The organism is Acinetobacter sp. CY81 (assembly GCF_059515925.1).
Map to the genome: position 1 here is coordinate 441,027 of NZ_JCAKNC010000002.1, position 22,000 is coordinate 463,026.

Consider the following 22,000-nt stretch of genomic DNA (forward strand, 5'->3'; position numbering starts at 1 on the left):
AAACTTTAAGGTAAAGAAAATGGCAGATTACAACGTAAGTATGCGTGACCTTCTTCAAGCAGGCGCGCACTTTGGTCACCAAACTCGCTTCTGGAACCCAAAAATGCGTGAATACATTTTTGGTGCGCGTAACAAAATTCACATCATTAACCTTGAGCACACTGTTCCTGCGTTAAACGATGCTTTGAACTTTGTTAACAATCTTGCTAGCAAAAAGAACAAAGTATTATTCGTTGGTACTAAACGCGCTGCTTCTAACATCATTCGTGAACAAGCTCAACGCGCTGGTCAACCATATGTAGATCACCGTTGGTTAGGTGGTATGTTGACGAACTGGAAAACTCTTCGTCAATCGATCAACCGTTTGAAAGATCTTCAAACTCAATCTCAAGACGGTACTTTCCTTAAGCTTACTAAACGTGAAGCTTTAGAACGTACTCGTGAGATGGAAAAACTTGAACGCTCTTTAGGCGGTGTTAAGAACATGGGTGGTTTACCTGACGCATTGTTCATCATCGACGTTGATCACGAAGCGATTGCGATTAAAGAAGCTAAGAACCTTGGTATTCCAGTAATCGGTATCGTTGATACAAACTCTAACCCAGATAACGTAGATTTCGTTATTCCTGGTAACGATGATGCGATCCGTGCTGTAACACTTTATGCTTCTGCTATGGCTGATGCGATTCTAGCTGGTAAAGAATATGCTCAAACTCAAGCTAATGCACAAGCTAAAGGCGAAGAAGCTGCTAAAGAAGCTCCTGAGGCTTAATGCTATTTGACGCGAACTTGTCATTTTTGCGACATGTGATGGTGGCAAACTAAGCGTTGAAATGCAAAACGGCCCAGAGAACACTTTGGGCCGTTTTTGTTGAACAGATTCATTTTCTACCGTATTTAGGAGAATAACATGACTGCTATTACTGCAAGCATGGTTAAAGAATTACGCGACCGTACTGGTCTTGCGATGATGGAATGCAAAAAAGCATTAACAGAATCAAATGGTGATGTTGAGTTAGCGATTGATAACCTTCGTAAATCTGGTCAAGCTAAAGCAGCTAAAAAAGCGGGTAACATCGCAGCTGATGGCGCGATCACGATTGCTCAAGAAGGCAACAAAGCTTTACTTTTAGAAGTGAACTGCCAAACTGACTTCGTTGCTAAAGACGAAAACTTTGCAGGTTTCTCTGCTCAAGTTGCTGCTGCTGCACTTGCTGCAAACGAAACTGATGCTGCTAAAATTGCTGAATTAAAATTAGAAGATGGTGCTACTGTTGAAGAAGCGCGTATTGCTCTAGTTCAAAAAATCGGTGAAAACATCCAAGTTCGTCGCGCAACTATCGTTGAAGGCGAGAACATTGCTGTTTACAAACACGGTTTAAAAATCGGTGTAGTTGTATCTTACACAGGTGATGCTGCGACTGGTAAAGGTATTGCAATGCACGTTGCTGCGTTCAACCCAGTAGCTGTAAATGCTGAAGGTGTTTCTGCTGAACTTATCGCTAAAGAGAAAGAAATTGCTGAAGCTAAAGCAATCGAATCTGGTAAGCCTGCAAACATCGTTGAAAAAATGGTAACTGGTTCTGTTGAGAAATACTTGAACGAAGTTGCACTTGATCGTCAAATGTATGTAATCGACAATGACAAGAAAGTTGCTGACGTTCTTAAATCAACAGGTACTGTTGTTGCACAATTCGTTCGCTTCGAAGTAGGTGAAGGTATTGAGAAAAAAGCAGAAATGAGCTTCGCTGACGAAGTTGCTGCTGCTCAAGCTGCTGCTGCACAATAATTTTTGCCATTAGGTGAAAGTTAAAAAAAGCCCCATTTGGGGCTTTTTTTATGCTTAGATATCATGAAATTTAGATGCACAAAATAAAACTGAGTAAGTGTATGAAAAAAACAAATATGAGTATCGGAGTGGTTATTGTTTTATTGATTGCCGCATTTTTTGGTCTAGATTTAAATACCAATAATAAAGAACACTCTCAGCTGACTGAGAATTCAGTAGGAGGTGAGCAGAATAGTCAATCACATGACTCTAGCACTTCTAATCAAAACCAACAAAATGGTTTGAGTGTAATTCAACAGGCTTTTGATCGTCGCCAGAGTAATGTTCAAGTACAGTCTGTAGGTCGTGTTAAAGCGGTACTTGCTGATGATAATGAGGGTTCAAGACATCAAAAGTTTATTTTAGGATTGGAAAATGGTTTGACCGTATTGGTTGCACATAATATTGACCTTGCACCAAGAATCAAGAATATTCAAAAAGGCGATACTGTTGAGTTTTATGGAGAATATGAATATACCGAAAAGGGCGGTGTGATTCATTGGACACATCATGATCCCCAAAATCGTCATGTTGGAGGGTGGCTAAAGCATGAAGGTGAAATCTATCAGTAACTGAGCAATTTTGTTCTATAAACTCATTTCAAGCACAGTATGCTAGACGTTGAGGAGAGGCTAGCTATGCGTGACACAAGACCTAGAGAATTTGTAGATTATCATCATTTTCATGAGCTAAATGGTCTTGAGATGTTAAAGGCGTCCTATCAAGATACTCAATTTTCTAAGCATACACATGAAGGTTACTGCATTGGTTTAATTGATGAGGGTGCACAGTCCTTTTTACGCACTGGAAATCAGCATGTTGCTCCGCAAGGCGATATTATTTTAGTCAATGCTGATGAAGTGCATACAGGTTCATCGGCAGTTGAGACTGGGTGGTGTTATCGTGCCATTTATCCTACCCCTGAAATGATCCAAGAAATCAGTCAAGACTTCTTTAATGAAGCGGGCTTCATGCCATGGTTTCCACAGGCGGTGGTTCATGATGAGGGTTTAGCGGAACAACTTGATCTGCTCTTTGATTTGTTATTACAGCCTAAAAATATGCTGTTTAAACAGAGCCTATATGTCTCGACTTTAGCTTATTTACTTAGCCGTTATAGTCAATCTCGTAAGGTGTTAAAAGATCTACCTGAAGCACACAGTAAGATACTGCTTGTTCAAGAAATGTTGGAAGCTGAACCTGAGAAAGAGCATCAATTGACGGAGCTTGCTGCGCTGGTTAATCTGAGTCCTTGGCATTTATTGCGCCAATTTAAGAAGATTACAGGCTTGCCACCGCATGCGTGGTTGGTACAGTTTCGAATCCGTAAGTCGTTATATTTATTAAAGCAAGGCTGTGAAATAGCCATGGTTGCACAGCAATGTGGTTTTTCTGATCAAAGCCACTATACACGTCATTTTAAAAAAGCATTGGGCTGTACGCCTGCGCAATATATTGCACATAAGAAAATCTAAGCACCGCAATTTTATTCAAGAAATAGCATGCCTAATCTCGCATATTTACGTTAGTAAACTTAAGTAGTGGGATTTTTTATGCAACAACTTGATGTGAAGCATCCAGTGTTTCAAGAAAACAGTATTCATCAAAGCAGTATTCAGCAAAAAAGCATTCAACAGGCAAGTATTGAAGGTCAGCTCGATAAACAACAATCTCAAAGTTTTTTACATGGTGTGAAAGATATGTTGCCACTGTCGCTCGCAGTTATTCCGTGGGGAATATTAGCGGGTTCGGCAGCGGTCAATGCAGGTCTCAGTATGATGCAAGCAATTGGGATGTCTGCTTTAGTGTTTGCGGGTGCTGCACAGTTGGTGAGCTTGAGTATGCTTATGACGGGTGCATCATTGCTGAGTATTGTGGTGACTATCTTTTTTCTCACCAGTCAGCATTTTATCTATGCATTGAGTTTAAGAAATGACGTTCAGACTTGGGCTTTAAGGCGCAGACTCAGTATTGGGTTTTTACTGACTGATGAGTTATTTGCCACAGCGGTGCTCAAAAAAACTCCATCCTACGCATATCTTCTGGGTGCAGGACTCAGTTTTTATATCAGTTGGGTTGTTTTTAGTTTGGTGGGTATTTTTCTAGCCAATGCGGTGCCTGATCTGTCCAATCTTCATTTGGAATTTTCAATCGTGGTCGTTTTTTTGGTCATGGCAGTGATGTTGATTCAAAACAAAGCTGCGATATATGGCGTCATCGTGTCTAGCTTGAGTGGACTGGTTTTAAGTTGGATGGATGTGAAATCCTCAATTCTTTTGGCAGGCTTTATAGGCATGTGGGTCGCCGCTATTTTTGATCAGGCAGAGGATTAGAAAATGACTTGGTTCTTTGTGATTAGCTTGGCTTGTGTGACTTTTTTTAATCGTTATTTATTTTTAGAACCGAAAACTCGGATTAACTTACCTTCTTTTGTTATACGTATGCTGAAGTATGCAGCTCCTTGTTTGATGATCTCGATTTGTTTACCTTTGATCTTTTTTGAAGAGGGCAAATTCAGAGGATTGGTTCAAAATAGTTATTTTTATGGTGCAATTTTTACTTTATCTATCACGCTGATCACAAGAAGATTATTGGTCAGTATTTTGTGTAGTTTAATTTTTTTCTATGCGCTCGATTCACTGTTATGATTTTAGCGCGTTGTTATATAACTTTTAGTTCGGATGAGTGCTAAAAAGTGATGAAAAAACATTGAAACGAGGGTTTTTCATCACCTTAAAGCTGATCATCTTCTAAATGCTCGTCATTTGCGATTTTTGGCGTGATTTCCAATTGGGTATAACTTTACCGATATAGGCATCAACACACCATAAAGGGCCAATCAGAAGAAATTGGAGGTCTTTAAAGAAAGAAGGTTTTTTACCTTCAACTTTATGACCATAAAATTGTCCAATCCATGCAATAACAAATACGCCAATATAAAATCCGACACCCACAGGTAAAATCCAAATCAACCAAGCCATAACTAAAATTAAGGCAGACATGGCTACAGCCAATACAAGATCTAAACGTGCATAGAACACTAACGTTAGAATGATCAGTAGTGCAGTGAGTAATGCGCTAAAGTGAGCTAACATACCAATAATAGAAAATAAAATCGCGGGTACGCAAACCCAGTGAATAGATTTATTGGTTGGATCTTGATGGCTTTCACTATATTCATCTAACCATTCAGAAATCGTCTTCATCAGCCACTCCTTGCATACAGTGCTTATTTTTAAATGTAATTAGTTTTATGCTTATCAATATAGTTTGGATTTTATATTTGGTCAAAACCCAAATGGGTTGAAATGAAGTCAGAAAGATCAATGGGGGAGAGGGGAATTTGAATTTAAAAAAGCTCAGGCATGATTATATCGAAGCCATTAAAAAAGCCACTGTAAAGTGGCTTTTCCGTATAAATGCATGCTTCAAAATTGATTAAGAATTTGGACCATCTACACGTTCAATACTTACACTTGCTGTACCAGCATTGGTAATACCAAGTGATTTAGCTGCGCCATAAGATAAATCAACAACACGGTTACCATGGAATGGACCGCGATCGTTTACTTTAACGATTACGCTTTTACCATTGTTCTTGTTTGTCACGCGGATATAACAGTTCAATGGCAGGCTACGGTGAGCAGCAGTTAATCCATTCATATCGAATGTTTCACCACTCGCAGTTTTGCGACCGTGGAATTGACGACCATACCATGACGCAACGCCAGTTTGGCTGAAGCGACGAACGGTATTAGAAGCAACATCATTTAATTTATCAATAACTGAAGGTTCTTCTTTAGGGACTTGGATTTTCGCAGCGATTGTTTCACGACGAATTTTGTCACCTGAGCGTTCAGTGATTGCTAAACTGTTCAAGTTTGAAAAGTGTGAGTTAAAGCTACTGGTGTCTTTACTAATGACACGAGAAGCAAGACTCGAGTTTTCAGCATCATTATTTAAATATGATGACTGAACAAGTTCTGCATTTGCCTGAGTCATACTCAGACCAATCGTCAGAACTGATAAAAATTTAAGCGAAGCATGCATCGTTTAACTCCTTGGAACCACAATCTAATCTTCTAAGTCGCTGAAAATTAACCACTATGGTCTGTAAATTCACTTGTGCAACTGCATTTAACGGTAAAGGATAATATTCATGGTGGCATAAAGGTGTCTAGCTTTATTTTAACTTTAGTTACAAAAACCACAAATTATCACAAAAAACGGTTATTAAATAATCAATATTGTAACAAAAGATGAAAAAAGTGTGTTTTGTGATCTTATTTACATAAATATTTCTTGACTTTGTATTTGTGTGCGAGATTACCAGTCTTAACGACTGGCAATTTCTGTCCCTAAAAGCCATAAAGCAGTGGCATACATACGGCTTCGATTATAAGTGGTGATCACTTGGAAGTTAGGGTAAGTAATATAGTAAATTGAACCATAATTCTCTTGTAATTGAATAACATTCACCATATCCAAGTCATCAATTTTAACAATTGGATTCATAGGGCTAATACCTTGGGTTTTAAGCGCACCATAAGGTGTAGGTAAAGCTAAATCTTTCGCAATCACTGCTTCAGGATTTGATCCACTATAACGTGCAGGAAAAGCAATTGGCTGATTACGTTGCCAACCATGTTGAGCGAGATAGTTTGCAATAGAGCCAATAGCATCTACAGCAGAGTTTCTTAAGTCGATATGTCCATTACCGTCGTAATCCACACCAAATTTTGGAATATTACTTGGCATGAACTGCGGATAGCCTACGGCACCTGCATAAGAGCCAACCACTGAATTGGCAGGAATTCCATCTTTATAAGACCATGCAATGAGCGCACTGAGTTCGTCTTGGAAATACTGTGCACGACGTTCATAACCAAAACCGAGTGTAGCTAATGCATCACGAGTGACGAAATTACCTTTATTTGCACCAAATCCAGTCTCTACACCTAAAATGCCGAGAATGATCGATTGTGGGACACCAAATTGCTGTTCCGCACGGTTAAGCGTATCGGCATATTGTTGCTTAAAGCGAACACCACGTTGAATCGTTCCTTCCGCTAAAAAGTTGGTTTTATAGCTATACCATGGCTTACTTTCACCAGGACGGTTCATAATATTGATGATATTGGGAATATTTTTAGAACCATTCATTGCCCAATCCACTTGTTCAGCGGTCAAACCATAAGTCTGCATGGTTTTTAATTTGAAATTGTTATAATTGGGATCAGCAGCAAAATCATTGGCCTGACAAAAGCTTGAAACTGTGAAAGCACCTAAAATCAAAGAAAGGCGCTTAAATTTGCTGAAAAGATTTGGTTTTAACATAAGGGTAGATGTTCCAAAATTATTATCGATGCATATGTATAAACATAATGATGCCAAAATTGGCTTTTAAAGTAGATATGGTATTTAAACCATCAGGTAAAATGGAAGAGAATTTCTATACCTGTAAGATAGCATTGACCCTACTTATATTTACAAATACTTAAACAAAAAACCACAAAGCTTTTTGATTAGTACCATTTATTCATTAGCAGCGGTGTATTCGCTTAGATGAATAGTGTACGGAAAAATGCATCTGAATTACATCTGTAATATGCCAAATTGTTTATTTTTCCAGTACATCTTAACTTAAAGGATAATCATGAATTTTCAATGAATTCTTTAAAATGAAAAGATTTTTTATTGGATTTATTTTTATATTTTGAATGATAGTAAAGGCTGGATGAATTGGCTTATGGAAAGAGTAATTAAACATTTTTATAAGCGTATTTAGTGATTTCAGGATTGAAATGAAAATTTGAATTTTATTAGCATATGTTTCAAAAACTGATTGATGAGAAATTATGTGGCTTTTAGATAGATAAAGTGTCTGAAGATGTGTATTTAGCTTTAATTGAACGTACTTTAATATGACTTTATCTTAGTAACTATATATGTACTGATTCATTGGAAAAAGTTGGAACATTGACACATTAAAAAAGCCTTACATGAGTAAGGCTTTTTATGTGGTTCACATTAATTTATTGAATAAATAAAGTGTCATGATATTCAGAAGCTGCGTATAACTCTTCTTTAGTAAAGTTAGGAATAAGTTTATCAATCGCGATATGAACAGCTTTAATGACTGCAGCAGAGCCTAAATCAGCCGCTTTGCGTTTGATCATGCCCAAGTCCAGTGTCTTATTAAAGTCATTCATAAAGTGGCGAACCAATGCTTCAGCGAATTGTTTGTAATATTCGCTCAGCACTGTGCGATTAATTTCATTACCAGCTTTCACTTCTGCAAATATATTTTTAATATTTGTCACAAGCTCAGGTTTTAACGGTGCCCCAACACGGTAGTTACCCTGCGGATCTTTAAATAAACTTTTCTCTGAAAACTCAATCGACTGACGAACAACCTCATTTGGAGCTTTATTGAGTAATTGTTTAAGTAATACAGCAACTGTGGACTTAATATAGCCAGCCAACTTTTCAGCGGTATCCCGTTTGTCACTTGCAGGGAAGCGACGAACCAGTTCAACTAAAATTGCATTAATGATTTCTTCATTAATCGCAAGTGCGGTTTGATCACGTAAGGGATACAGTGGTTCATTGGAATTTTTTTTCTCTATTCCAGTCTGAATACCTTTTAATAGTGATTCAGAAGGAATGAAACCAAAATAGGACATCGTTAAAACCTCTAAATTTATTCATTTTATTGTCGAGCCAAACGAATTGGCCTTGGCATCCATGCTAGGTCAGATACACGACAAGGATTAATGTCTAAACCACCACGTCGCGTATATGTTGCATATACCATCAGTCTCTCAGGATTAAAACTCCGCCACAAGTCTGCGTACATTTGTTCTACGCATTGTTCGTGGAAGCCATTATGCTGACGGTAAGAAATAATATAAGCTAAAATACTGTGATAACAAGGTTTTTTGCCTTTATATCGGATGAAAACCGTGCCCCAATCCGGCTGTCCTGTGACTGGACAGTTACTTCTGAGTAAATGTGAATAGAGTTCGATTTCAACGTCTTCAGCATTTTCATCCAACTCTAACAGCGTTGCATCTGGATGGTTTTCTAAACGCTTCGGTTCGAGGTCATCAATGCAGATGCCTTGAGGCTGGCTAATGTTAAGCTCATCCGCTTGGAATAGCGTTAAGCTCACTTTGCCTTCAGCTGCTTGAGATAAATCTTTTTCAACCGTTTCAGTAAACACTTCTTTTGACTCAAATTGAGTGAAGTTCATGCTATTAAAGTAGAGCTTTAAAGATTTTGATTCGATTAAATTAGGCGAAGTCGCAGGTAACTCAATACGTCCAATCGCAACTTGAGGAATTCCTTTTGCATTTAACCAAGAGATTTCAAAAACATGCCACCAGTCTTTACCTTGGTAAATGCCTTCGATATCCGCATAATTTTCGCGTGCTTGAGCACGAGCAATAGGAAAAAGAATACTGGGTTGATATTCGGTAGGGTAGTTGGTGTCTTTACCCAATAAAGATTGTTCTACACTCATTATTCACGCATTCCTGAACCACGAGAAAGTAAATAGTAGGCGATTGCATAGAGAATGCCACAGCATACCGTTACAAAGATTAATGAAAGAGTTACGTTTACATCACTATGACCTAAAATGCCGTAGCGGAACGCATTGACCATATAGACGATCGGATTGATCAACGATAAGTTTTGCCAAAAAGGGCTAAGGGCACTAATCGCGTAAAATACACCGCCTAAATAAGTCAGTGGAGTTAATACAAATGTGGGAATAATTGAAATATCATCAAATGATTTTGCATAAACTGCATTAATTAGACCGCCAAGTGAGAATAATAATGAAGTCACAATCACGGTGTAAATAGTAATGAAAATATTATGAATCGCTAAATCAGTAAAAAATAGGCTCATTAGAGTGACAATAAGACCCACTAACACACCGCGACAAACACCACCAATCACATAACCCCATAGAATCAGGTGTAGCGGGACAGGACTCATCACCAGTTCTTCAATACTTTTTTGAAATTTAGCACTAAAGAAACTTGAAGAAACGTTTGAATAGCTATTGGTAATAATCGCCATCATAATCAAACCAGGCACGATGAACTGCATATAGCTAAATCCACCCATTTCGCCAATGCGAGAACCGACTAGATTCCCAAAAATCACAAAATACAAACTCATGGTGATTGCAGGTGGTAATAGCGTCTGAGGCCAAATTCGCATAAAACGGCGAACTTCTTTTTGCACTAAGGTGAACAGCGCAACTTTGAGCTGGTTAAAGTTCATTGTGCAGTTCCTTCAAGATTTTTTTCGACCATTTTTACAAAGAGTTCTTCTAAGCGATTTGATTTATTTCGCATGCTTGAAACCGTAATACCTTGAGACTCAAGCAATTGAAATAAATCATTCATAGAGTGAGATTTATCTAAAGTGACTTCTAATGTGACAGGATCAATCAGGTTGAAACGAACACCGATAATGTCGATATTGATCGGTTCAATCGGATACTCCAAATCAAAAATAAACGATTCTTCATTGAGCTGATTTAAGAAAGATTTCATCGAGGTATCTTCTTTAATCACGCCACGATCAATGATGGCAATACGACGGCACAGTTGTTCTGCTTCTTCTAAATAATGTGTTGTGAGAATAATAGACGTGCCATTGTTGTTCATTTCAGTGAGGAAATCCCACATTGAACGACGTAATTCGATATCAACACCTGCGGTTGGTTCATCTAGAATCAAAAGCTTAGGTTCATGCATCATGGCACGAGCAATCATCAAGCGACGTTTCATACCGCCTGACAACATGCGTGCTTGTACGCCACGTTTTTCCCATAAGCCTAGTTTTTCTAAATAATGTTCAGCGCGTTGTTCGGCAAGTTTCTTGGGAATACCGTAATAACCAGCTTGCGTCACCAATATATCAAAGGTCTTTTCAAAATGACCGAAGTTAAATTCTTGTGGGACGATACCCAGACATTGCTTCGCTTCAGAAGGGTGAGTATCTAAATTGTGCCCAAAAATTTCAACTGTACCTGACGTCTTTTTAGTCAATGAACTGATGATACTGATCGTTGTAGATTTACCTGCGCCATTTGGACCCAATAACGCATAAAACTCACCTTCAGGCACACTTAAATCAATGCCTTTGAGTGCTTGAAACCCATTTTTGTAGGTTTTGGATAATTCCCGCAACGTCAAAGCTTCAGTCATAGAATTCTCTTAGGGTAAATAATAGGGATATTGTGAGCGATCTCCTCTAATAAACCAAGTAATTGCATAGGAATTATGTGTTGCATTTTTGGGATGTTGGATAAACTCTAAGCAATGAATTGAAGGAGTGATATATAGTTGCTTTACCTAACGGTTTTTTTTGTTATGATGTGCGCAATCTAAAATGCGCTCATAGCTCAACTGGATAGAGTACAGGTCTCCGAAGCCTGTGGCGTGGGTTCGAGTCCCGCTGAGCGCACCATTTTCCTGTTTTAGCCCATCCGATTAAATACGAAAATCATTAAAAATAAATAACTTGCGTGATTCGCTTATTTGATGCCGTCCGACGGTGTTTTAGGATACCGTAAAGTTTTATGGTATATCCGATTTCTTGTAAAAATATACCGTAAAAAGATGCCTAAATTAGTTATCAGTCTAACAGACTCAAAAATTAAATCCGCAATATCAATGCAAAAGAAAACATTTGAAAAAAATATTAAGCTTTCAGATGGTGGTGGCCTATATCTGTTATTAGATAAAAAAGGCGGTGCATATTGGCGTTTTGACTACATGCGGCCTTATTCTAAAAAAAGAGCAACATTAGCTTTAGGGGTTTATCCAAGGTGTACTTTGGCTGCAGCTAGAGCTAAACGAGAAGAATTTAGACTTTTGCTTTCTCAGTGTGTCGACCCAGGTGAGCAAAAGCCTAATTCTCAAGATAGGACAAAAAGTAAATTAAAAAATCTATTTAGAACTATAGCGGATGAATACCGTAAGACAGAAGAACTAGAGCCAAGTACCCAGCGAAGGAACCAATTTATTTGGAATAAACTATATACATCTATTGGAGATTATTCAGTAGATGAAATTACGCCGTCTCAAATTCTAGATGTATGCCGTTTATATGAGCGACAAGGTAAAACGGATTCTGCCAAACGTATGAGAAGTAAGGCATCACAAGTTTTTCGATACGCAATCGCTTTAGGTTTATGCCAATTTAATGTTGCTGATCAAATTAGTGGTATTTTGAAAGTGGGCAAAACCAAGCACAGGGCCGCTATAACAGATGAGCAAATGCTTGGGCAGCTATTAAGAAATATCAATAAAAATATCGGGCGTGGAGATATTACGATTGATTATGCAGTCAAAATTCTACCCCATGTATTTGTACGCCCCGGTGAGTTACGTGCAGCAAAATGGGCAGATATAGATTTTGAAAATAAAACTTGGCGTTACACACCGCCTAAAACCAAGAATCAGACAACCCTGCAACATATAGTTCCTTTATCTGATCAAGTTTTGAAGCTATTTCAAGAGCTTTATCAAGTGACTGGACACTCGGAATACTGTTTTATCTCTATGCGTAATCGGAATAAAACGATTAGTGAATCGACCATTAATAAACGATTGAAACAATATGGTTTTGAAAATGGTGAGACAACAGGGCATGGCTTTAGAGCTACGGCAAGAACTTTATTAGATGAAGTTCTAAAATTTCCTATTGAACGTATAGAACAACAACTTGCACATCAGGTTCGCGATATGCATGGTCGAGCATACAACCGTACTAAGTATTTGGAGGAGCGTTCAGTGATGATGCAAGCATGGTCTGATTATTTAGATCAATTAACGCATGAAAATGAAGAGTAATTAATTTAATAAATATTAGTAAGTTATAGTTTCAGTTAAGTTGACGCCACCTCTAAGCTAAGAATATTTTAAAATGATGCTATTACGAATAAAAATCAATTAAATCTTTAAAATTGTTATAAGAATCAATTTATTATAAACATCTATTAAACAAAGGGTCTACAGACGTTGTAAAATAAACTTTTAATTGTTAAATTTATCGCAAATTTAATACAAAGTGACAACATGTTTACAGAAAAATTATTGTTCAAGGGGATACTTCTAAGTATTGGTGGAGGGATATTTATTTCATCTGCACATGCACAAAATTTTGACCCTGCGATTGATGGACTTATACGAAATCAAGAACGCCAAGCAGAATTAGAAAAAATCATACAACCTTCAGCAGATGTAAATTTAGATGCTGTACGCCAAAAAGAAAACTTGAAACTTCACGAAATAAAAGAAGAAAAATGTTTTGATATTAATAAAGTAAAACTCAATGGTGAAATGAGTGATAAGTTTAGTAAATACTTAACACAAGCTTTAAAAGAACTCGAATTTAAGTCTGGCATGTGTATGGGTGAGCAAGCGATTAATTTGCTCATGACTAAAACACAAAACATCATTATTGGTCGTGGCTATACCACAACACGTATTTTGGTAGCCCCACAAAACTTAAGTACGGGTAAGTTAGAACTGACTGTTATTCCTGGTTTGGTTCGAGAAATCAAACTCGATTTAAGTGATGAAGATAATACCCGAGCAGGCCGAATTCAATATGCGAAAAACATATTCCCAATTAAAAATGGTGATGTGCTGAATCTACGAGATTTAGAACAAGGCTTAGAAAATTTAAAACGTGTACCTACTACAGAGGCTGATATTCAAATTGTCCCTGCAGATGCACCGAATCAGAGTGATGTCATCGTCAAATGGAAACAAAGAAAAATACCAATCCGTGTGACTTTAAGTGCTGATGATGCAGGAAGTCGTCAAACAGGTAAATATCAAGGCAATATAACAGCCTCGTTAGATAACCCTTTATTCCGAAGTGATCTATTTTATATCACAGTTGGTCGTAACTTAGCGGATCAACAAAAAATCACAGATCAGAATGGTACGACTGTAGAAAGTGGTACCAATAACTATGCACTGCATTACTCAGTACCGTATAAAAACTGGCTCATTAGTGCTAATGCAAGCCAATACAAATACGACCAAGCCGTTGCTGGAGCGAATAACGTCTATAATTACAATGGTGAAAGTAAAACACAAGATTTAGGTGTAACACGATTGTTATATCGCGATGCGAAAAGAAAAACTTCAGCAAGCTTTAAAGGTTGGCATCGAGAATCAAAAAGCTTCATTGATGATGCAGAGATGAGCATTCAAAGACGTGATGTTTCAGGCTGGCAATTCAATATAGATCATCGAGAATATATAAAATCATCGATACTGGATTTGAGTCTTGGATATAAACGCGGGACAGGTGCTTTTAGCGCTTTACGTGCCCCAGAAGAAGCCTTTGATGAAGGTTCTTCACGCATGAAAATTTGGACATTAGATGCCAATCTAAATGTCCCATTTCAATTTGAAAAACAAAACTATAACTACTCAAGTTCAATCAGAGCACAGTACAACGATACACCATTAACCATGCAAGATCGTATGTCAATCGGTGGGCGTTATACGGTACGTGGTTTTGACGGGAACATGACTTTAGCTGCTGACCGTGGTTATTACTGGCGTAATGATTTAGCGATGTCAATTTTCCCTGCACACCAATTTTATATTGCTTTAGATGCAGGGCATGTCGATGGACAGTCAGCAGAATGGCTACTGGGTAAAACCTTAATTGGTGGTGCAATGGGTTTCAGAGGACAGTTCAAAGTCGGTGGGAATTTCTATTATGACGTATTTGCAGGTAAGCCGATTAAGAAGCCTGAGTACTTTCAAAATTATGACATGAACTATGGCTTTAGTGTGAATTACTCATTCTAGTTGAGGCCATTATGAAAATTGGAAATATTAGTTTAATTGCACCATCACATTACCCTCATGAGCATTGGAGTGAAGCTGAAATATTGGGTTCATTGATTTGGTTATGGCAATACGTGCCCAGCTTAAAGGATGCACCCTTAAGTTACTTAATGACGAGAGTTGTACCTTATATACAGCACAAGCAATTTGTTGTGTGTGTTGAAAATGGTCGAGTCATTGGCTATGTCAGTTGGGCATTTTTAAATAATGAAACTGAAAAAAAATATATACAAAGCCAAGGTCTACCATTGTCAATCAATGAAAGTAACAGTGGTGATCGTTTATGGATTATAGATTGGTTTACTCCATTTGGTCATAGCAAAACGATTAAAAATATTATTGCTCAACAATTATTTTCTCACAAAGCCATGAGATCGCTTTATCACAGAGGTAGAGAGACAGGTTTAAGAGTTATGACATTCAAAGGCGATTTAATGAGTGAGCAAGATTTTAACGATTGGCAAAATAAATACGCACTTGCTGAATAATTTATTTAAAAGATTAAAGAATAGGTAATTGAAAAATGAATAAGAACTTTTATAAAACGATTTTCAGTAAAACACGTGGTGAAATGGTCGTTGTTGCAGAAAATGTGTCCGCAGAAGGACAAACGAGTAATAAAAACACCACGTATTTAGAGATAGACACAGAGTCTGCTGCTGAAAAAAGTTTAGGCTTAAAAGTTCTATCATTTTCCATAATGCTTTTGACGGGCGTTGCAAGCTTTGGTATGACCACAGATATAGCACAAGCCAATGTAATTGCAGACTCAAATGTAGCAGGAAGTCAAAGACCAACGATTATTAATAGTGCCAATGGCACAACTCAGGTGAATATTCAAACGCCAAGCCAAGCTGGTGTTTCAATGAACCACTACCAACAATTTGATGTGAATAAAAATGGGGTGATCCTCAATAACAGCCGTCAAAATGCTCAAACGCAATTGGGTGGTTATATCCAAGGTAACCCTTGGCTTGCAGGCGGTGAAGCTAAAGTCATTGTGAATCAAGTTAACTCAACCAATGCCAGTCACCTTAATGGCTATATTGAAGTGGGTGGACGTAAAGCCGATGTAATTATTGCCAACCCATCTGGAATTAATGTTGATGGTGGTGGATTCATCAATGCTGGTGCAGTTACGTTAAGTACGGGTAATCCGTTACTAAATAATGGTGCGGTTACAGGCTTTCAAGTTCGCGATGGTTTAATCAATATTACAGGACAAGGATTAGATACCAGTACAGCAGACTACACGCGTTTACTTAGTCATGCAGCACAAATTAATGCAGGTGTATGGGCAAAAGACTTGCAAATAGTCACAGGTCAAAATGACATTGATGCACAAAGTAATATTAAAAGCATAGGTACTGCAAGCAGCGGTACAACGAACAACTCACCAAAATTTTCCATAGATACAGGTAGCTTAGGGGGAATGTACGCAGGGAAGATTAGCCTGATTAGTACAGACAAAGGTGTGGGTATTAATAATGCAGGGCAAGTGTTTGCTTCTGCTGGCAGTATTAAAATTAGTGCAGATGGACAACTACAAAACAGTGGTTCAGTTGTTGCACAACATAAAGAAGATCCTCAACAAGCAACATTAGATATTCAAGCTACAGAGTTAAATAACAGTGGCAGTATTTCTAGTTTGGGTAAGCAAAGCATACAAACGACAAACCTGAATAACACTGGTTTGATAGCAACTTCTGCTGAATTGAATATTCGAAATAAAGAAACCATTCAAAACCAAGGCGAACTCAATGCAGGTCGTGTTGATCTAGAAACAAAAGATCTGAAGAACAGTTCAGGTAAAGTTGTTCAAACAGGCTTACAGGACTTAGCGATTGATGCGAAAACACTTAATAATAAAAACAAAGGCTTAATTGGTTATAACGAAATTGATCAAGACACAGGAACAAACCCTAGTACAGGCACAGGTGGTGAAAATACAGGTGGCTCAGGTTCAGAAACAGAAGCCCCAAGCACTGCGACAGGCGGTGGTAGTACCAGTTCAGCCAATACGTCTATTACAGCGAGTTTTGCCCAAGGTAAAATTAAGGCAGACAGCATTGAAAATGATGCAGGGAAAATCACGGCAAATGGTGGGGTAAGTTTAACGCTCAATCAAGGTTTGGATAACAGTGATGCGACATTAAACTTAAATACTTTGAATGTTCAGGGACAGCATTTTAAGAATAATCACGGTGTGATTACAGCACAAGATGCCAGAGTTAAAACAAAAGATGTTGATAACACTGCAGGTAAAATTCAAGTCGTTCAGCACCTGAGTATTGAGAGTGAACAACTTAAAAATACACAAGGACAAATCCTTACGGGTAAAACATTAAGTATTCGTACAGGTGACTTAAATAATAACGAAGGTGAGCTTCTTTCATCACAAGATTCAGACATTCAAGCAAATGATGTTCAGAATACAGCAGGTAAAATTTTAGCGAATCAAAATGTAGCGATTGATGCAACATCAATTACAGCTGATGGGCAACTTAGTGCAGGTAATGATTTAAAGCTGAACTTAAAAGACAGCTTCACGACGAAAAATAAAATTGAAGCAGGAAACAATTTAAAAATTGAGACTGTGGGTAATTTGGTAAATACAACAGAATTACAAGCAGGATCAAAATTAGAACTTAAAGCAAGTGATATTGATAATAAAGATACAGGTCGAATCATTGCCAATAATGGTACCCATATTCAAAGTGAAAACTTAACCAACCGTGGTGAAATCAATAGTAATGGTCAAACATTAGTTGAGCTGACGAGTACTTTAAATAATATTGGCACAGGTCGTATTTATGGTGACCATGTTGCAGTATCTGCAAATAAAGTGCTCAACCAAGAAGAAACTGTTGATGAAACAAAAGCTGCAGTGATTGCAGCACGAGAGCGATTAGATTTAGCTGCAAAAGACATTGTAAATAAAGAAAATGCATTGATCTCAAGTGAAGGCAATATGGTGATTGCTGGTACTTTAGATGAAAACAAACATGCGGTTGGACAAGCACAAAGTATCAATAATAACAGTGCTAAAATTGAAGCAGGTACGGACTTAACGATTTCAAGTCAATTGTTAAGAAATACCAATGAGCATTTTCAAACTCAAATAGAAGAAGTTGATCGTCAATATATAGTCGAATATGAAGCACAGGGGCAGAATCATCGCTATGCAGAAGGTAGCCAAGCTGAACTTGGCTGGTCAACTCAGTTTGATGAATCGGAACATCTGGTGACTCCAGATGGCCAATGGCATGAAAATTGGCATCGCTACAATTACGAAAAGATTAAAGACCAAACACAAGTTGTAAATTCAGCACCTGGTCAAATCCTCGCTGGAGGAAATATTAAAATTACGGGTGACGTATTATTGAATTCGGATAGTCAAATACTGGCTGGGGGATTAGTAGATGTTAAGGTTGGTGATTTAGACAATCATGAAACATTAGGTCAAACAATTATACGTGATGAGGGAACTTTAACAAATTTTTGGAGAGATCATAAAAAAGGCACGGATGTAACAGGGTCAAATACTTCTGCATATAGACCTGCACCAATGATTACAGAGTTAAATTTAGGTGTATTGAGTTATCAAGAACATGTTCAGGGATTATCAACGACGAATCCTAATACCCAGCTCAATACAAATTCAGCACTTGAAAATGATATTACTGTTCGCACAATTGATGTAAACACATCTTTACCAAGTAGTAGTTTATTCAATACTAATCCAGCTAATCCTGAATATTTAATAGAAACTGATCCAGCTTTCACAAATTATAAAAAATGGCTAGGCAGTGACTATATGCTCAAATTATTGAGTTTAGATCCTCAAAATTTGCATAAACGTTTAGGCGATGGTTACTATGAACAAAAAATCACGACTGAACAAGTGAGTCAGTTAACTGGTCGACGCTTTTTAGATGGTTTCAATAGCAGTGAAGAGCAATTTCAGCAACTGATGCTGAATGGCGTAACAACTGCACAACAGATGCAACTTAAAGTCGGTATAGCTTTAAGTGCAGAACAAATTGCTAAATTAACCAGTGATATTGTTTGGTTAGTTGAAAAGCAGGTCACTTTGAATGATGGACGTGTTGAAACTGTACTCGCTCCACAGGTCTATGTAAGGTTGCAGAATGGAGATATTAATGGCAATGGCGCATTACTAGCAGGCAGTAATACTGCCCTGAATGTTGAAAATAGTCTTGTTAACAGCGGTACAATAGCAGGTCGAAATGCATTAGTGATTCAAGCAGATGGTATCCAAAACCTTGGTGGACGATTAACAGCAGATCAGCTTTCGGCTAAAGCTAAGAAAGATATTAATAATTTAAGTGGGACCATTGATGCTAAGCAAAAGTTATTCTTAGATGCTGGTGAAAATATCAATATTGTCACTGAAACCAATACAACACAAAAAAATCAAGGTTCTAATACCCATCTAAATCGTCAAGCTGGTGTCTATATAACAGCTAAAGATGGACAAAGTATACTTTCCTTAAATGCAGGAAAAGATATACAACTCAATGCTGGTGTCATTTCAAATGCCAGTGAAGAGGGTATTACACAACTTACTGCCAAAAATAATATTAACTTGGGAACGACACAAGTTAGCCAGAAACAAGAAAACATAAAAGATTCAAATAATTATATTAAACGTAGTGAGTCTGGAGAAATAGGTAGTCAGATTCAGGCAAATAACGATATTAAGCTTAATGCAGGAAATGATATTAATTTACGTGCATCTGAAGTCAATAGTGCAACAGGGAATGTTGTTGTTCAAGCACAAAATATCAATATTGAATCTGGTGAATATACAAAAGTTGCTGATGATGCTTTAAAAACGAAGAGTAAAGGCTTTGCGAGTACAACGACTAGAATATTTAAGGATAGTTCTGAACAAACACAAGCTGTAGCTAGTGTTATTGGCGGTGAGAATATTTACTTAAACGCTGAAAAAGATATCTCTGTAAAAGGTAGTCATGTTATTGCAGATCAAGATACCAATTTAAGCGCAAAAAATAACGTAAAAGTGGAGTCGGCACTTACTCAGTCTACTCAAGAGAGTTTTTATAGTAAGAAGAAATCAGGACTATTTAGCAGTGGTGGTATAGGTGTTACTGTAGGTCAGATAAAAGAAAGTACAGATAACAACAATCAACAATTCACAAGCAATGCTTCATCAGTTGGAAGTTTAGCTGGTCATACAAATATTATCTCTGGCAGTACCTATCAACAAACGGGGAGCACAGTATTAGCACAAGAAGGTGATGTAAATATCTTGGCACAACGAGTCAATATAGAAGCAGCCAACGAGCAAAATACCAATGATTATAAGCGTGAGATGGAACAGAAAGGCTTAACGCTTGCTGTAAACGTGCCAATCGTGCAACAAGTTGAAGCTGTTTTAGATTCATCAAAACAAATTGGTCAAAGTAAAAATGATCGTGTTAATGCAATGGCAGCAGCCAATGCAGGCTTCGATACTTACAAAGCTGGTCAGTCAGTAGGCAAATTAAAAGATGTTCTTACTGGTGCTACCACCTTGAACCAATCGGTAGAAGTTGGGGTGAGTCTAACCTATGGCGAACAAAAGAGTGTAGAAACAAGCCATACACAAAGTAATACTGCTGCTCAAAGTAAAGTGAGCGCTGGTGGCACAACAAACATTGTAGCAAGTGGTGCAGGGAAAGATTCCAACATCAATATTATTGGTTCTGATGTTATTGGAATGAAAGGCACCCACTTGGCAGCAGATAACGATGTCATCATCGAAGCTGCTGAACAAAAAATGATTGAAGAATCAAATAACAAAAGTTCAGGCTGGAATGCGGGTGTAACCATCAGTAACCAAACAGGTTTGGGTGTTACTGCTGGTGGCAATCTTGGCAAAGGCAAAGGAGATGGCACTGACATAAGCTATGTGAATAGTCATGTCGGTTCAAAAGATAGTTTAACGACAATTAGCATTGGCAATGCGACCAATATCATTGGTGGTCAGGTACAAGGTAAAGGTGTACAGATTGAAGCCAATGAGCTTAATATTGAAAGTTTACAAGATACAGCCACTTATAAGAGCAAACAACAAGATATTTCAGGCCAATTCAGCGTTGGTACCAATGGCGGTAATGTATCGGGTAGCTTTAGTAAGTCGAATGTTGATGCAAATTATGCCTCAGTCAATGAGCAATCAGGGATCTTTGCTGGAGATGATGGTTACCAAATCAATGTGAAGAATAACACGGATTTAAAAGGTGCTTTAATCACGTCGACGCAAGAAGCTGAAAACTTAAAAAATAATAGTTTAAATACTGGCACTCTGACTAAATCAGATATTCAAAATATCAGTGAGTATGATGCTAAAGGGATTTCACTGAGTGCTGGATTAAATACAACTAAATCTGATCAGGGTAAACCCGGTACTGTAATATCAGCGCCTGAAAAAATTGATCAACATGCTTCCACAATCCAAGGTGTAAGCAAGTCGATTGGTTTTGGTTTGGACAGTGATACAGACAGTAGTGTGACGCAAAGTGGTATTAACACCTCTAACATCACGATAAGAGAAGCCCTCCGTCAAGAAGAGCTGACAGGAAAATCTGCTGAGCAGATTAAGTCAGAAATCCTAACTCATGTTACAACAGATACAGCACGAGAAAATAGTGGTGCGCTGAAGAACAACTTTGATAACGAAAAAGTTCAAAGTGAAATTAATTTACAGATGGATGTGACGAAACAATTTGATGCTAACCGCCAAGAAGTACGTACTGAAATTAATAAAAATTTAGATGAAGCTAAAAAAGCTAAGGAAGCAGGAACACTGAGTCAAGCTGAGTTTGACAAGAAACAGCAACAACTTCAAACATTAGGCATATTAGTCGATAGTATTTCAGCAGGCTTGTCAGCCCCAACGAGCAGTGGCTTAGGTATAGCAGCCGCAACAGTGAGTCCTAAGCTTAGCTATGAAATTGGGCAATATTTCAAATCCAATAATAGTGAAGGAAGTGCAGCGCATATTTTAGCGCACACTGTGTTGGGCGCGGCGGTTGCAGCAGCAGGTGGTAATGATGCACTCCTTGCAGGAGTTACTGCGGGTGGAGCAGAAGCATCAGCACCGTTACTTTCAAAATATTTGTATGGAAAAGAAGCCAAAGACTTAACTGCAGATGAGAAAGGAACGGTAAGTGCGATTACTAGTTTGGTTGCATCTGGTGTAGGTGCAAGCACTGGTGATGTGGCTTCAAGTGTGCAAAGT

Annotated in this window: 17 protein-coding genes and 1 tRNA gene; 11 read left to right on the forward strand and 7 right to left on the reverse strand. The window is 37.9% G+C overall.

Annotated elements, in window-relative coordinates; translation table 11 throughout:
* The first annotated feature begins 19 nt into the window (after nucleotides 1–19).
* The 6 genes from rpsB to AC5YDM_RS04370 all read left to right on the forward strand — a co-directional run bounded on the left by rpsB (nucleotide 20) and on the right by AC5YDM_RS04370 (nucleotide 4,476).
* Complete coding sequence (rpsB, locus tag AC5YDM_RS04345) at nucleotides 20–772, forward strand: 30S ribosomal protein S2 (RefSeq protein WP_496124954.1); 753 nt, start codon at nucleotides 20–22, stop codon at nucleotides 770–772.
* A 138-nt stretch (nucleotides 773–910) separates the two neighbouring features.
* Nucleotides 911–1,789: a translation elongation factor Ts gene (gene tsf / locus AC5YDM_RS04350; RefSeq protein ID WP_496150888.1), complete on the forward strand. Its 879-nt coding sequence runs from the start codon at nucleotides 911–913 to the stop codon at nucleotides 1,787–1,789.
* Nucleotides 1,790–1,890: 101 nt separating this feature from the next.
* A complete protein-coding gene (locus AC5YDM_RS04355; RefSeq protein WP_496150889.1) occupies nucleotides 1,891–2,400 on the forward strand; it encodes a DUF3465 domain-containing protein in 510 nt (169 codons plus the stop codon).
* A 66-nt stretch (nucleotides 2,401–2,466) separates the two neighbouring features.
* Nucleotides 2,467–3,303 (forward strand): AraC family transcriptional regulator, encoded by an 837-nt coding sequence (locus AC5YDM_RS04360; protein WP_496150890.1) that lies wholly within the window; start codon nucleotides 2,467–2,469, stop codon nucleotides 3,301–3,303.
* A 225-nt stretch (nucleotides 3,304–3,528) separates the two neighbouring features.
* Nucleotides 3,529–4,161, forward strand: coding sequence for an AzlC family ABC transporter permease (locus AC5YDM_RS04365; protein ID WP_496150921.1), 633 nt, complete (start codon nucleotides 3,529–3,531; stop codon nucleotides 4,159–4,161).
* Between the two features lie 3 nt (nucleotides 4,162–4,164).
* Nucleotides 4,165–4,476: an AzlD domain-containing protein gene (locus tag AC5YDM_RS04370; RefSeq protein ID WP_496150891.1), complete on the forward strand. Its 312-nt coding sequence runs from the start codon at nucleotides 4,165–4,167 to the stop codon at nucleotides 4,474–4,476.
* A 102-nt stretch (nucleotides 4,477–4,578) separates the two neighbouring features.
* Here AC5YDM_RS04370 and AC5YDM_RS04375 read toward each other — a convergent pair whose 3' ends face one another.
* The 7 genes from AC5YDM_RS04375 to AC5YDM_RS04405 form a co-directional block, all read right to left on the reverse strand.
* Entirely contained in the window at nucleotides 4,579–5,034 is a 456-nt protein-coding gene (locus AC5YDM_RS04375; RefSeq protein ID WP_496150892.1) for an Mpo1 family 2-hydroxy fatty acid dioxygenase, read from the reverse strand.
* Nucleotides 5,035–5,266: 232 nt separating this feature from the next.
* On the reverse strand, nucleotides 5,267–5,878 hold the full coding sequence (locus AC5YDM_RS04380; protein ID WP_496150893.1) for a septal ring lytic transglycosylase RlpA family protein: 612 nt from the start codon (nucleotides 5,876–5,878) through the stop codon (nucleotides 5,267–5,269).
* A 285-nt stretch (nucleotides 5,879–6,163) separates the two neighbouring features.
* On the reverse strand, nucleotides 6,164–7,165 hold the full coding sequence (gene mltB / locus AC5YDM_RS04385) for a lytic murein transglycosylase B (RefSeq protein ID WP_496150894.1): 1,002 nt from the start codon (nucleotides 7,163–7,165) through the stop codon (nucleotides 6,164–6,166).
* A gap of 698 nt (nucleotides 7,166–7,863) precedes the next feature.
* On the reverse strand, nucleotides 7,864–8,514 hold the full coding sequence (locus AC5YDM_RS04390; RefSeq protein WP_496150895.1) for a hypothetical protein: 651 nt from the start codon (nucleotides 8,512–8,514) through the stop codon (nucleotides 7,864–7,866).
* A 26-nt stretch (nucleotides 8,515–8,540) separates the two neighbouring features.
* On the reverse strand, nucleotides 8,541–9,353 hold the full coding sequence (gene queF, locus AC5YDM_RS04395) for an NADPH-dependent 7-cyano-7-deazaguanine reductase QueF (protein ID WP_496150896.1): 813 nt from the start codon (nucleotides 9,351–9,353) through the stop codon (nucleotides 8,541–8,543).
* The gene (locus AC5YDM_RS04400) at nucleotides 9,353–10,126 is read right to left on the reverse strand and encodes an ABC transporter permease (RefSeq protein WP_496150897.1); all 774 of its coding nucleotides are present in this window, start codon (nucleotides 10,124–10,126) and stop codon (nucleotides 9,353–9,355) included. Before AC5YDM_RS04400 ends, queF begins: the two co-directional genes overlap by 1 nt.
* Nucleotides 10,123–11,058, reverse strand: a complete 936-nt coding sequence (locus AC5YDM_RS04405; RefSeq protein ID WP_496150898.1) for an ABC transporter ATP-binding protein — start codon at nucleotides 11,056–11,058, stop codon at nucleotides 10,123–10,125. Before AC5YDM_RS04405 ends, AC5YDM_RS04400 begins: the two co-directional genes overlap by 4 nt.
* A gap of 186 nt (nucleotides 11,059–11,244) precedes the next feature.
* On the opposite strand from AC5YDM_RS04405, the gene AC5YDM_RS04410 reads away from it, so the two are divergent.
* The 5 genes from AC5YDM_RS04410 to AC5YDM_RS04430 all read left to right on the forward strand — a co-directional run.
* A tRNA-Arg gene (locus AC5YDM_RS04410) sits at nucleotides 11,245–11,320 on the forward strand.
* A gap of 152 nt (nucleotides 11,321–11,472) precedes the next feature.
* Nucleotides 11,473–12,708, forward strand: a complete 1,236-nt coding sequence (locus AC5YDM_RS04415; protein WP_496150899.1) for a tyrosine-type recombinase/integrase — start codon at nucleotides 11,473–11,475, stop codon at nucleotides 12,706–12,708.
* 225 nt (nucleotides 12,709–12,933) lie between these two features.
* Nucleotides 12,934–14,691, forward strand: a complete 1,758-nt coding sequence (locus AC5YDM_RS04420; RefSeq protein WP_496150900.1) for a ShlB/FhaC/HecB family hemolysin secretion/activation protein — start codon at nucleotides 12,934–12,936, stop codon at nucleotides 14,689–14,691.
* A gap of 11 nt (nucleotides 14,692–14,702) precedes the next feature.
* Nucleotides 14,703–15,218, forward strand: coding sequence for a toxin-activating lysine-acyltransferase (locus AC5YDM_RS04425; protein ID WP_496150901.1), 516 nt, complete (start codon nucleotides 14,703–14,705; stop codon nucleotides 15,216–15,218).
* A gap of 35 nt (nucleotides 15,219–15,253) precedes the next feature.
* Nucleotides 15,254–22,000: two-partner secretion domain-containing protein (locus tag AC5YDM_RS04430; protein WP_496150902.1), on the forward strand; the 6,747-nt coding region annotated here is incomplete at its 3' end.

Coding starts and splice junctions, on each gene's coding strand:
- rpsB (WP_496124954.1), top strand. CDS start 20: ATGGCAGATTACAACGTAAGTATGCGTGACCTTCTTCAAGCAGGCGCG.
- tsf (WP_496150888.1), top strand. CDS start 911: ATGACTGCTATTACTGCAAGCATGGTTAAAGAATTACGCGACCGTACT.
- AC5YDM_RS04355 (WP_496150889.1), top strand. CDS start 1,891: ATGAAAAAAACAAATATGAGTATCGGAGTGGTTATTGTTTTATTGATT.
- AC5YDM_RS04360 (WP_496150890.1), top strand. CDS start 2,467: ATGCGTGACACAAGACCTAGAGAATTTGTAGATTATCATCATTTTCAT.
- AC5YDM_RS04365 (WP_496150921.1), top strand. CDS start 3,529: ATGTTGCCACTGTCGCTCGCAGTTATTCCGTGGGGAATATTAGCGGGT.
- AC5YDM_RS04370 (WP_496150891.1), top strand. CDS start 4,165: ATGACTTGGTTCTTTGTGATTAGCTTGGCTTGTGTGACTTTTTTTAAT.
- AC5YDM_RS04375 (WP_496150892.1), bottom strand. CDS start 5,034: ATGAAGACGATTTCTGAATGGTTAGATGAATATAGTGAAAGCCATCAA.
- AC5YDM_RS04380 (WP_496150893.1), bottom strand. CDS start 5,878: ATGCATGCTTCGCTTAAATTTTTATCAGTTCTGACGATTGGTCTGAGT.
- mltB (WP_496150894.1), bottom strand. CDS start 7,165: ATGTTAAAACCAAATCTTTTCAGCAAATTTAAGCGCCTTTCTTTGATT.
- AC5YDM_RS04390 (WP_496150895.1), bottom strand. CDS start 8,514: ATGTCCTATTTTGGTTTCATTCCTTCTGAATCACTATTAAAAGGTATT.
- queF (WP_496150896.1), bottom strand. CDS start 9,353: ATGAGTGTAGAACAATCTTTATTGGGTAAAGACACCAACTACCCTACC.
- AC5YDM_RS04400 (WP_496150897.1), bottom strand. CDS start 10,126: ATGAACTTTAACCAGCTCAAAGTTGCGCTGTTCACCTTAGTGCAAAAA.
- AC5YDM_RS04405 (WP_496150898.1), bottom strand. CDS start 11,058: ATGACTGAAGCTTTGACGTTGCGGGAATTATCCAAAACCTACAAAAAT.
- AC5YDM_RS04415 (WP_496150899.1), top strand. CDS start 11,473: ATGCCTAAATTAGTTATCAGTCTAACAGACTCAAAAATTAAATCCGCA.
- AC5YDM_RS04420 (WP_496150900.1), top strand. CDS start 12,934: ATGTTTACAGAAAAATTATTGTTCAAGGGGATACTTCTAAGTATTGGT.
- AC5YDM_RS04425 (WP_496150901.1), top strand. CDS start 14,703: ATGAAAATTGGAAATATTAGTTTAATTGCACCATCACATTACCCTCAT.